This is a genomic window from Pseudomonas sp. AIG, assembly GCF_977020205.1.
Map to the genome: position 1 here is coordinate 1 of NZ_CDROCK010000091.1, position 11427 is coordinate 11427.

General features: G+C 60.6%; 10 protein-coding genes. 7 read left to right on the top strand and 3 right to left on the bottom strand.

What is annotated here, in order from left to right:
• Positions 1–509: NAD-dependent epimerase/dehydratase family protein (locus ACWR1S_RS29965; protein ID WP_454566030.1), on the bottom strand; the 509-nt coding region annotated here is incomplete at its 3' end.
• A 417-nt stretch (positions 510–926) separates the two neighbouring features.
• Here ACWR1S_RS29965 and ACWR1S_RS29970 point away from each other — a divergent pair.
• From ACWR1S_RS29970 to ACWR1S_RS29995, 6 genes are all read left to right on the top strand, one after another.
• The gene (locus ACWR1S_RS29970) at positions 927–2507 is read left to right on the top strand and encodes a glycosyltransferase (RefSeq protein WP_454566031.1); all 1581 of its coding nucleotides are present in this window, start codon (positions 927–929) and stop codon (positions 2505–2507) included.
• Entirely contained in the window at positions 2501–3805 is a 1305-nt protein-coding gene (locus ACWR1S_RS29975; protein WP_454566032.1) for a glycosyltransferase, read from the top strand. Before ACWR1S_RS29970 ends, ACWR1S_RS29975 begins: the two co-directional genes overlap by 7 nt.
• A complete protein-coding gene (locus ACWR1S_RS29980) occupies positions 3802–4731 on the top strand; it encodes a class I SAM-dependent methyltransferase (RefSeq protein WP_454566033.1) in 930 nt (309 codons plus the stop codon). Before ACWR1S_RS29975 ends, ACWR1S_RS29980 begins: the two co-directional genes overlap by 4 nt.
• The gene (locus ACWR1S_RS29985; RefSeq protein WP_454566034.1) at positions 4721–5869 is read left to right on the top strand and encodes an acyltransferase family protein; all 1149 of its coding nucleotides are present in this window, start codon (positions 4721–4723) and stop codon (positions 5867–5869) included. The genes ACWR1S_RS29980 and ACWR1S_RS29985 overlap by 11 nt, the downstream gene beginning before the upstream one ends.
• A gap of 87 nt (positions 5870–5956) precedes the next feature.
• Positions 5957–7141, top strand: a complete 1185-nt coding sequence (locus ACWR1S_RS29990) for a DUF3142 domain-containing protein (protein WP_454566035.1) — start codon at positions 5957–5959, stop codon at positions 7139–7141.
• Positions 7128–9266 carry a hypothetical protein gene (locus ACWR1S_RS29995; protein WP_454566036.1) on the top strand — a complete coding sequence of 713 codons (2139 nt, stop codon included), beginning with the start codon at positions 7128–7130 and terminating at the stop codon, positions 9264–9266. The genes ACWR1S_RS29990 and ACWR1S_RS29995 overlap by 14 nt, the downstream gene beginning before the upstream one ends.
• Here ACWR1S_RS29995 and ACWR1S_RS30000 read toward each other — a convergent pair.
• On the bottom strand, positions 9263–9892 hold the full coding sequence (locus tag ACWR1S_RS30000; RefSeq protein WP_454566037.1) for a LysE family translocator: 630 nt from the start codon (positions 9890–9892) through the stop codon (positions 9263–9265). The two genes, ACWR1S_RS29995 and ACWR1S_RS30000, sit on opposite strands and share 4 nt — an antisense overlap.
• A gap of 144 nt (positions 9893–10036) precedes the next feature.
• On the opposite strand from ACWR1S_RS30000, the gene ACWR1S_RS30005 reads away from it, so the two are divergent.
• Positions 10037–10510, top strand: a complete 474-nt coding sequence (locus ACWR1S_RS30005) for an Lrp/AsnC family transcriptional regulator (protein ID WP_141126007.1) — start codon at positions 10037–10039, stop codon at positions 10508–10510.
• Positions 10511–10637: 127 nt separating this feature from the next.
• Here the strand turns inward: ACWR1S_RS30005 and ACWR1S_RS30010 are convergent.
• A partial coding sequence (locus ACWR1S_RS30010; RefSeq protein ID WP_454566038.1) for a dihydrolipoyl dehydrogenase family protein occupies positions 10638–11427 on the bottom strand: 790 nt, incomplete at its 5' end.

Consider the following 11427-nt stretch of genomic DNA (forward strand, 5'->3'; position numbering starts at 1 on the left):
AAGCTTTCGTTCTGGCCGCTGCCAATGTGATTGAACGGCCGCGCCACCAACACCGGCCAACCTTCGCTCAGGCCCCATTGCAGGCTGAGAAATTCCGCCGAGAGCTTGCTCACCGCGTACGGGTTGCGCGGGCAGGGCGGTTGTTGTTCGGTAATGGGCAGGTCGCTTTCGCCGACTTGGCCGTAGACGTCACCGGAACTGACATACAGGAACGTGCCAGCAAAGCCGCGCGCCTTGAGGGCTTGCAACAGGTTGAGCGTACCGAGCAGATTGATGGCGAGTGTGCGTGCCGGATCGCGGAAGGCTTCGGGGACGAAAGTCTGCCCGGCCAGATGAATGACCGCATCAGGCAACTGCGGCCACAAGTCGGTGAGGCTGTGCGGATCGGTGAGGTCGTAGGGCAAAGCGGCAGGCAGCAGCTCCCACGACGAATCCGGCAGCACCAGACGCGACTGAATATGTTGTCCCACGAATCCACTGAGACCCGTGACGAACAGACGCTTTTTCAAACAGCGACCCCTTGGTCTTGAACTTGCGCCACTTTCCCACAGGCTTTGAAGGAAGGTTCTGTCAGACCGGTAGAAAAACCGCTTAAAAGACAGGCGAAGTCAGTTGTTGTAGTTGTTTGTGACCAATCTGTGCCAAATGCTCGGCAAATTCAACAGGGCAAACCGTGACCGGTCAGTTCTCGTCAGCGTAGTCCGATTTATTCTCGCCGAGCGGTTCACGAACGCTTCGCGGATGTGTTTAGAATGCGCCTTGTCACGATTGGCCGGGTTCGTCGGGATCGTCGTGCACAAAGGTGAAACCGACCACTAAAACAAGAACAAGACGGGACCGAAGACGAAGAACGGACATCGATCCGATTCAACGCCTGGCCGTCATAGTGTGAGGCTGCCGGGATGGCAGTTTCATCGTGGAATGCCATGAATTTCATTCTTTACTCGGACATCAACGACCGTTCCATCAGCCAGAATCTGGGGCATCCCGATTCCAGTTATTACTTTGTGCTGAAGGCCTATCTCCCCCTGCTCGAAACGCTCGGACGAGTCCACGTGGTGAGTGCTGTGGCCGAGGTCGATCCGCTCTACCGACAGTTGCTCGCCGCTGGCCAGGAGAGTGTTTTCCTTTCGTTCACCCGACCGCAGAAAACGCAGACAGATCTCGAATGCCCCACCGTCTGCGTTGTTGCGTGGGATTACGATTCAATCCCTGATGAACAGTGCAACGACGATCCTCGCCAGGACTGGACGCACATGCTGGCCAGACACGGCCGGGTGATCACACTGTCCTGCCACACGGCCGCAGCGATCCGTCGCTCAATGGGCGAAGACTTCCCGGTGTTGGTCTTGCCAGCGCCGCTGTGGGAGCGCTTTGCGGCGATTCGCGAGCAACACGTCAGCGTGCCGGTCAATCCGGGTACGACGTTGACAGTCAAAGGTTGCATCTTTGATTCCCGCCAGATGAACCTGCACCCGGATAACCTGCTGCCCAAGCCGCTGACAGCCGCAGAACTGGCAGAAATCGAAGCACAGCTGGAGGCTTCGCGCCCTCCACCGCTAAACCTGAAGCGGCGTTTCGTGATTGCCCGGCATTACTTGCGAATGTGGGCGCTGAATCTGGGCCACGAGCAAGAGCCGCCAGTGCCGCGCGTGAGGTTTCTGCAGAACTGGTACTGGGAAGGCGTTCGCGACCTGGTTCCGGAGACCTTGCATGACTGGCTTGGCAAACGTCTGCCAAACATCGCAGGCCCGCAGCCTTTGCCGGTAGCGATCCAACCGCCGCCGCGAGAGATGCCGGACAGTTCATTAGCGGTTCAAACCCGTGTCGACGGCGTGGTCTACGTGACGGTGTTCCGCCCCGATGACGGCCGCAAGAACTGGCTACAGATCCTGACGGCTTTTTGCGCAGCGTTCCGTGACACCCCCGACGCCACACTGGTGATGAAATTCACTCAAAGCGATCTGGAGGCCGTCTACGCGCACTTGATGACACCGCTGGCGCAACTGGCACCGTTTTCCTGCCGGGTCGTGATGATTCACGGCTATCTGGACGATGCTGAATATGCGCGGCTTTATCAGGCGGCGAGTTTTTATGTCAACGCTTCGCATTGTGAAGGCCTGTGCTTGCCGCTGATGGAGTTCATGGCGTGCGGCAAACCGGTGATCGCTCCCGATCACACGGCGATGCAGGATTACATCGACGCGTCCGTGGCGTTCGTGGTCGGCTCCAGCGTAGAGGCGTGCACCTGGCCCCATGACCCGCGAATGCTGTTCCGTGCGCAACGTCATCGACCGGACTGGGGGTCGTTGAAAAAGGCCTACGAAAACAGCTACCGGATGGCCAAAACACAACCACAGGACTATCAGCGCATGTCGCTGGCGGCAGCCGAGCGCATGCGCGACTACTGCGCGCAACCGGCTCTGCAAAAGCGTGTGGAAGATTTTTTCGGACTGGCTTTGCAGTCCGGCAACGTTGCCCCGGTCATGGATAACGCCTCATGCTGATCATCATCCATTCCGAAACCAACCAGCACACCATCAGCCGCAACCTCGGGCGTTCGGAGTACAGCTATTTCTTTGTGCTCAAAGAGTACCGTCCGGTGCTGGAGCGGCTCGGGCGGGTGGTCGAGGTCATGGACCCGAACACTGAGGTCGATGCGTTGTACGCCGACTGCCAAACCCGTGGCGAGCCTTGTGTGTTTCTGTCGTTTTCGCCACCGCACCGCACTCCGGTGCATCTGGCCTGCCCGACGTTGCCGGTATTCGCCTGGGAGTTCAGCACCATTCCCAACGAGCCGTTTGCCGGTGATACGCTGAACGACTGGCGCACGGTGCTCAACGCCTGCGGTGCTGCGATCACTCATTCCACCTACACCGTCGACGCAGTGCGCGACGCTATGAGCGCTGATTACCCGATTGTTGCCGTGCCCGCCCCGGTCTGGGATCGATTCGCGGCGCGTGGCGTTCAGTTGCAGGGGCAACCGGTAGTCGATCCGATACGTTTGACGATCAAAGGGCTGGTGGTCGACAGCCGCGAGGTCGACCTGGAGGCTTTCGGTCCTGCTCATCTGCGAAGTGGTCCGGGTATCGACTTTCTCGCACCGGTCACCGAGCAGACGTTGTTGCTTGAAGGCGTGGTGTACACCTCGGTGTTCAACCCTCGCGACGGTCGCAAGAATTGGGAGGACATGATCAGTGCCTTCTGCGCAACGTTCCGTGAGGACGATGACGCGACGCTGGTGCTCAAACTCACTCACCACGATGCCGAAGAAGCGCTCACCGACATTCTTCATCACCTGTACAAAAATCAGCCATATCGCTGCCGAGTCGTGCCGGTCTATGGCTATCTGGCGGACGCAGATTACGAACGGTTGGTGCAGGCGACGCGCTACGTCGTCAACACGTCCTATGGCGAAGGCCAGTGTCTGCCGCTGATGGAGTTCATGTCCTGTGGCAAACCGGCGGTCGCACCGTGCACGACAGCGATGATCGATTACCTGAACGCCGATAATGCGTTCCTGATCGAGTCCACCGAGGAGTTCACGGCCTGGCCGCACGATCCGCGCTCGGCCTATCGGACACTGCGCTACGCGGCCAATTGGGCCTCGATTTGCGCGGCTTATCGAGCCAGCTACGAGGTGGCCAAAAACGACCCACAGCGTTATGCGCACATGTCGGCGAAGGCCGTGGAGAGTCTGCAAGGGTTTTGCAGTCAGGCTGTGGCTGAACAGCGGTTGCAGGTGTTTTTTGCGCAACTGTTCGAGCGCCGCACCGAACTTGCCATGGAGGACGCCGGCGCATGATCCGTCGATTGTTCCAGCGATTTTTAGCCGAGCCACAAGCGCCGCAAACCATTGAACCGACCAATGAACCGGCGGTTGAACTGCCGCCTGAAGCTGAGCCGGAACCGCTGTTCACCTGGTCGCCACGCGATGTCGGTTTGCGTGATGCGGTGCTGGACGGCTGGTTTCTCAATGACAGCGGCGAACTGCTCAAGGGCTTCGCCATAACGCCTGACGACACCTTGCTCGATGTTGGTTGTGGCGAGGGGGCCGCGACGTTGTTTGCGGTACGCCAGGGCGCATCGGTGATCTTCACTGACAGCGAGCACGACAAAGTGTGCGAGTTGGCGCGTCAGGTTGAAGCACGCACCACCAAGCCGAGTCTGGGGCTGGTCAGCAACAGCTTGCCATTGCCATTGGCGGATGGCTGCGCGAGCAGGGTAGTGTGCATGGAGGTGCTGGAGCACGTCGACGAGCCCGAGCCGTTCATGGCCGAACTGGCGCGGATGGGGCGTCCCGGTGCTTTGTATCTGCTCAGTGTGCCAGCGCCGGTTGGCGAGCATTTGCAGAAAGGCATCGCCCCCCGCAGTTATTACCAGTCACCCAACCATGTACAGATTTTCAGCCCGGAACGTTTCGAGGCGATGATCGAAGAGGCCGGACTGGTCATCGAACATCGGCAAGCCACCGGCTTCTTCTGGGTGATGGGGATGATTTTCTTCTGGGCCAGTGAAAAGGCTGCCGGCAAGGATCCGGGTGGTGCGGTGCGCGATCGCATTCAGGCACCGTTCCCGCATTTGATGGGCGGGTGGGCGAGAACCTGGGAAGAGATGCTGGACCGGCCCGACGGGCTTGCGATCAAACAGATCCTCGACCAGTTCATGCCCAAGAGCCAGGTAATCATTGCCCGTAAACCGCTGGATGCGGGGGGACCGGATGATCAATAAGCGAATCATGGACATCGAGGTGCTGCGCGCCATTGCCGTGCTCGGGGTGTTGTTTCATCACTTGCAAGGTCTGTTCAGCGACCCTGTGCCGCTGCTCGCAACCCTGCGTGACTGGGTGGGTCTGTGGTGGGGGGTGGATCTTTTCTTCGCGATTTCCGGGTTCGTCATCGCTCGCAGTCTGATTCCTGCGCTGCGCCGTTGCAGCAACCGTCAGGCGTATTGGGAGCAGACGCGTAACTTCTGGTTGCGTCGAGCCTTTCGCCTGCTGCCATCGGCGTGGTTGTGGCTGGCACTGATGCTGCTGCTGTGCATTTTTTTTAACCGCTCCGGAGCGTTCGGCACGGTGCAGGCCAACGTGCAGGCCACGCTCGCGGGCGTATTTCAGTACGCCAACTTCCGCTTTGCCGATGCTATTTTTCATTACGAATACGGCAGTAGTTTCGTCTACTGGAGTCTGGCGCTGGAAGAGCAGTTCTACCTGCTGTTTCCGCTGCTGATTCTGCTCTGTCGCAAACACCTGGTGTGGGTGCTGCTGGCGCTGGTTGCGGTGCAACTCTTCATGGTGCGGTCGTCGCTGTTGATGACCGTACGAACCGATGCGCTTGCCTGGGGGGTGTTGTTGGCCATGTGGAGTGTTCAACCGAGTTACCAACGCTGGCAGCCGACGTTTCTGCGCCGCCCGTGGGCCGGGGTGTCATTGCTGGTCATTGTCGGTTTGCTGCTGAGTTACCTGGGCACCGACCGCTTTACCAACGCGCCCTATCGCATCGGTGCCATCGCCATTCTCAGTGCAGTGCTGGTATGGATTGCCTCTTACAACAGAGATTATCTGTTGCCGCCCGGACGCTTGCAGCGAGTGATGGCCTGGGTGGGCAATCGTTCCTACGGGATCTACCTGATCCACATTCCGGTGTATTTCCTGGTGCGTGAAATGATCTTCCGTTTGCAGGGCGCAGGCCTGCCGAGCCCGGCCGGGCACCCGATCATTACTTTGCTGTTTGCATGCGCCCTGATCGTATTGCTCAGCGAACTGAATTATCGCTTCATTGAAACGCCTATGCGCAAACGCGGTTCGGCACTGGTGCAACGCTTGAGCACATCGCGACCGACCGTTGCGTCTGCTGAAGTCACTTCCTGATCGCGACGTGTGGAACGAGCCTGCTCGCGAAGGCCGGCAGGGTTTTGTGTAACCTTGCAGCCTTGTGGTGTCAGGGATCTGGAAGGTATGCGGTTTATCGTCGTTTTGTTTGCTGTGATGGTGCTGGCTGCTTGCAAGCAGCCGGACGCGCCACCCCTCGACCAACAACTCTACATCTGGCAACGTCAATGGACGCCGGCCCACGAGGCGGCGATGCGTGACAGTCGCCAGGATTTCTCAACGCTACGCGTCCTCGCACTGCAAGCCTTTCCCAATGCCGGATGGAACCGGGCGCGGATCGATGCGCCGTTATTGAAAGCCGATGGCCGTCCGTTGATTGCGGTGATTCGTCTCGATGGGCAGTTGCAGTCGCTGGATCAGGACCAGGTCACCACGCAAATTCTCCAGGTGCTTGCCGATTGGCAGGCGCATGGTCTTGTATTGAGCGGCGTTGAAATCGATCACGATGCCGGTAACGCGCGGTTGCCGGCTTACGCTGACTTTCTCAGGAATCTGCACTCGGCATTGCCGGCGACGCTGCCCTTGAGCATCACGGCGCTGCCAGCCTGGCTCGATAGCGCGCAACTGCCAACACTCCTGCAAACCGTCGACAGCAGCGTGCTGCAAGTCCACGCCGTCAGCGATCCTCGTCGGGGACTGTTTGATTCTGATCAGGCGTTGAAATGGGCCAAGGCTTGGGCGCGCATCACTGACAAACCGTTCTATCTGGCGCTGCCGGCCTACGGCGTGGCGTTGTTGCCGGATGATGGCGGGGCGCCGGTGGTGGAAAGCGAAGTGCAACTGGAGCGGGGCGGTGAGCGCCAGGAATTGCGCGCCGATCCGCTGCAATTGAGCCACCTCGGCAAGGCCTTGCGCGAAGACCCTCCGGCGCATCTGGCCGGGTTGATCTGGTTTCGCCTGCCGCTGGCCAACGACCGCCGCGCCTGGAGTTTGACCACCCTGCGCGCGGTCGCCCGTGGCGAGCAACTTAACAGTCAGCTCGGCATGACGTTCAGCGAACACAACGGACTCTACGACATCAAACTCGACAATCCCGGCAACCTCGACAGTGCCTGGCCTGCGCAAATCACCTTGAAGGCGCAAAGCTGTGAAGGCGCCGATGCGCTCGCCGGTTACTCGTTGCAACAAAGCCCGGATCTGCTTACCTTCACCCGCCTGCGCGACGGCCGCTTGTCGGCGGGCGGACAACGCGCCATCGGTTGGGCGCGTTGCGCCAATATTGATCAAGGAGGTTCGCATGTTGACCCGTAACTGGCCCCGCCATCTGCTCTGCCTGAGCCTCTGCCTGCCGCTCGGCTCTGCGCTGGCCTGCGGGCCGGATTTCCCTATGCGCCTGCTCGACAATCGCGGGCAGACCCTGGCGGATCTGCCCGAGGGCGACTTCAACTTCGAACTCAGTCGCCTCGGCAAAGCCATTGCCGGGCTGAACAACGTCACCGCTGCGACGCATAATCCGAACGACATGTACGGCGAGGAAAATGCCGCCGCCGAGGCACGGGAAAAAGCCGAGCAGGCCGGCCTGAGCGCCGAGCAGCAAGCGCTGGTCAAGCAATTGCGTGGCCTGACCGATGCGCGTCAGGTCGAAGCGCAGGGCGCCAGTCTGCCGGCGGAAATCCGTTTGTACGTGGCCGGTGCGGTGGCGTTTGCCACGGGCGATCATCAACTCGCCATCGCTTATTTCGACAAGCTGCTGGCGCTGCCGGCGCAGCAGCGTCCCTTGCGCAGCACTTGGGCTGCCTACTCTCTGGGTCGTACCTGGTTTGCCATGAGCAGCGAAGGCGGCGATGCGATCGAAGCGTTGGAGCAATCGCTTGCGGCGTTCCGCCAGGCCCGACAACTGAGCATCGACGGTTTCAGCGATCCGCTGGAGTTGGGCGTTGCCAGCCTCGGCGAAGAGGCCCGGGCGTTGCGCACGGCGGGCGACTGGAGCGGCGCCATCGAATTGTATGAAGCGCAGAACCTGCACGGCTCGGCGGTGGGTTACACCTCGCTCAAGCAATTGATGAATGAGCTGGCGGAGTTGCCCGAGGCCCAATTGGCCGAGTTGCTGCAGCACAAAGCGGTGCAGCAACTGGTCACGGCATCGCTGGTCAGCCGCCAGGGCTGGTCGTTTGGCGATGAGCCGCCAAACGAGAAGAAACTGGTCAAGCTGCTGCAAAACAGCACCCGTGGCAGCCTTGAAAATGCTGATCGTCTGGCGGCGATGAGTTATCAACAGGGCGATTATGCGGGGGCCAAGGCGTTCCTCGAAAATGCCGGCGACGGCGGGCTCGCTTGGTGGCTACGAGCCAAACTGGCGGTGCGTGACGGTGACAGGAACGCCGCAGCCGCAGCCTATTCGAAAGCTGCACAAGCCTTCCCGCAGCGTGAAGACTGGGGTTACCGGCGCACGCCGGACTGGGCCTATGAAACCGTTCAGCCGAAGTGCCGGGTCGAGGGCGAAAGTGCGATTCTCGCGTTGCAGCGCGGCGAATACCTGCAAGCGTTTGTGCAGTTGTATCGCAGCAACAGTGTTTATTGGTTCGATGCCGCGACAGTCGCCGAGCGTGTGTTGACGGTCGATGAGCTGAAAAAATACGTCGACGATAACGTGCCGGCCCCGCCCGCGCTGACTCAACAAGAGCGTGACAACTACGTGCCGCTGCCGGTCGCCGCCAGCCTGCGCAACTTGCTCGGTCGGCGTTTGCTGCGCGAAGGGCATTACGCCGACGCGGTCGCGTACTTCGATAATCCCGACCTGCAAAACAAGGCCCGACTCTACGGCGAACAACGGCTGAAGGCCGATGCCGCGTGGTGGCCGACCAAACGTGCCAGCGCGCTGTACAACGCCGCGTGGACGGCCCGCGAGTGGGGCATGGATATTCTCGGTTACGAGATGGCGCCGGACTACGCCACGTTCGGTGGCAACTACAGCCTGGAAAGTGTCGAGCTGAAAGTCGGTCCGCTGGTGAGCGAAGCCGAAGTGCAACGTCAGGCCGCCAGTGAAGCGCAACCGGATCAGCGCTATCACTACCGTTTCGTCGCGACCGAACTGGCCGGGCGCGCCGCTGACAACCTGCCGCACACCAGTCAGGCGTTTGCCGCGGTGCTGTGCAACGCTGCCGGCTGGAACAGCAGCCTGGAAGATCAGAGTGCGCTGTATCAGCGTTACATCAAGGAAGGCCCGTTCGTGCCGTGGGCGGTGGACTTCGGCAATCAGTGCCCGTACCCGGACTTCGAAAACGCCGACAAGCGTTACGTCACCCAGGTCACGGATGCCGTGCGTTCATCGCTGCGGCCGTACAAGTGGCCGGTGCAGATCAGTGCGGTTGTGCTGGTCTCGGCCGCTGCGTTGTTGTTGATCAGCCGTCGCCAGCGCAAGGCCCGCAAAGGCTAAGCCTGCTGGACGAAGGTCAGGCGCACGGCGAAACCGATCAGCAGGCTGCCGAACAGCCATTGTTGTACGCGTTGGGCCGTTGGACTGTGTTGCAGCCAACGACCCAGCGCGGCGCCGGTGAGGGCGTAGGCGCTGTCAAACAGCAGGCCGACGCCAACCAGCAGCATGCCGAGCACGGCGAACTGGCTCAGCACCGGAGCGCCGTCATTGACGATGAATTGCGGCAGCAGCACCGAGCAGAACAGCAAGGCCTTGGGATTGAGCAGGTTGGTCAGCAAACCGCGTCGAACGGCTTCGCGCCACTGCCCGTGTACTTCGCCAGCCTCACCCGCATTCAGGTTCGGCAGCAGAGTGCTGCGCAGGCAGTGAATGCCGATCCACAACAGATACGCCGCCCCCGCCAGCCGCACCACCTCGAATGTCCACGGCGCAGCCTTGAACAGCGCCGCGAGTCCCAACGCCGCCAGCGCCACGTGACAACCGCGGGCAACACCCAGGCCGATGGCGGTGGCCAGCGCCGCGCCGCGACCCTGTCGCGCACCGGTTTGCAGCAGCAGGATCATGTCCGGGCCGGGCAATAGATAAACCACCGCCAATGCCAGGAAAAACAGCCAGAGACTCGCCATGTTGCCGCCCTTTCGTTGTCGATTCGGTGCGCCAAGTCTAAGGCCGAAGGCCGGGGCAGGTGCTTGCGTAGTCAGCTTCTAAAACCGTCTTGATTGGCATAATCTGCTGGTTTTCAATGCCATGACACTCAGGATCTGCCAAACATGAAACTCGACGCCTTCGATCGCAAGATTCTCGCGGCCCTGCAACGTAACGGGCGGCTGAGCAATGTCGAGCTGGCGGATGAAATCGGCCTGTCAGCCTCGCCATGCCTGCGCCGGGTAAGGATGCTGGAGGAAGCCGGGGTGATTCGCGGTTATCAGGCCAATCTCGATCGTGATGAAGTCGGGCTGGGACTGACGGTGTTTGTCGGGGTCAAGGTCGAGCGTCATAACGATGAACAGGCAGAGGCGTTTTACACTGCGGTGACGGCATTGCCGGAGGTGATTTCGGCGTTTCTGGTGTCGGGGGAATCGGACTTTCTGCTGCAAGTGGTGGTGCCGGACTTGCGCGCGTATGACCGCTTTCTCAGCGGCTGCCTATTGAAGCTGCCGGGGGTGAGTGACATCCGCAGCAACTTTGCGATTCACACGGTGAAGACGCCGGGGGCGTTGCCGCTGGGGCATCTTCCGCTATAGACCGAGTCGCATCCTTCGCGAGCAAGCTCGCTCCCACAGTGACCGCGCTCTTTCAGGCGTATTAAGGTCGAATGTGGGAGCGAGCCTGCTCGCGAAAGCGGTGGGTCAGCCAAAAAAACTCCGAAACCTACATCTGCGTCGCCATCCCCTCGACATTCATCGCCGCCTGGCGCAATGCTTCCGATCGCGTTGGATGTGGATGGCAGGTCAGTGCGATGTCCTCCGCCGAAGCACTGAACTCCATCGCCACACAAAACTCGCCAATCATTTCACTCACACTCGGGCCGACCAGGTGTACGCCGAGGACTTCATCGGTGCGCTCATCAGCGAGGACTTTGGCGAACCCCTCGGTCTCATGGTTGATCTTCGCCCGGCTGTTGGCGGTGAACGGGAACTTGCCGACCTTGTAGGCGCGGCCCTCGGCCTTGAGCTGCTCTTCGGTCTTGCCGACGCTGGCCAGCTCGGGTCGGGTGTAGATCACGTTGGGGATCAGGTCGTAGTTAACTTCGCCAGCCTTGCCGTGAATCTGCTCAACACAGGCCATCGCTTCGTCTTCAGCCTTGTGCGCGAGCATCGGCCCGGAGGTCACGTCGCCGATCACCCAGACCCCGGCGGCTTCCGTGCGGTGCTGTTTGTTGGCGAGCATGCCGCGCTTGTCGGTGCTCAGGCCGACGTTCTCCAGACCGAGACCTTGGGTGTACGGACGGCGCCCGATGGCCACCAGCACGTAATCCGCGTCCAGCAACTCGGCAGTGCCGCCAGCGGCCGGCTCGACACTGAGCTGTACACCGTTGGCGGAAGATGTGGCGCTGGTGACTTTCGAACTCAACTTGAACGCGATGCCTTGTTTGCTCAGTGAGCGTTGCAGGGTTTTGCCGGCCTCGCCATCGACGCCCGGGCAGATGCGGTCGAGGTAT

Coding starts and splice junctions, on each gene's coding strand:
- ACWR1S_RS29970 (WP_454566031.1), top strand. CDS start 927: ATGAATTTCATTCTTTACTCGGACATCAACGACCGTTCCATCAGCCAG.
- ACWR1S_RS29975 (WP_454566032.1), top strand. CDS start 2,501: ATGCTGATCATCATCCATTCCGAAACCAACCAGCACACCATCAGCCGC.
- ACWR1S_RS29980 (WP_454566033.1), top strand. CDS start 3,802: ATGATCCGTCGATTGTTCCAGCGATTTTTAGCCGAGCCACAAGCGCCG.
- ACWR1S_RS29985 (WP_454566034.1), top strand. CDS start 4,721: ATGATCAATAAGCGAATCATGGACATCGAGGTGCTGCGCGCCATTGCC.
- ACWR1S_RS29990 (WP_454566035.1), top strand. CDS start 5,957: ATGCGGTTTATCGTCGTTTTGTTTGCTGTGATGGTGCTGGCTGCTTGC.
- ACWR1S_RS29995 (WP_454566036.1), top strand. CDS start 7,128: ATGTTGACCCGTAACTGGCCCCGCCATCTGCTCTGCCTGAGCCTCTGC.
- ACWR1S_RS30000 (WP_454566037.1), bottom strand. CDS start 9,892: ATGGCGAGTCTCTGGCTGTTTTTCCTGGCATTGGCGGTGGTTTATCTA.
- ACWR1S_RS30005 (WP_141126007.1), top strand. CDS start 10,037: ATGAAACTCGACGCCTTCGATCGCAAGATTCTCGCGGCCCTGCAACGT.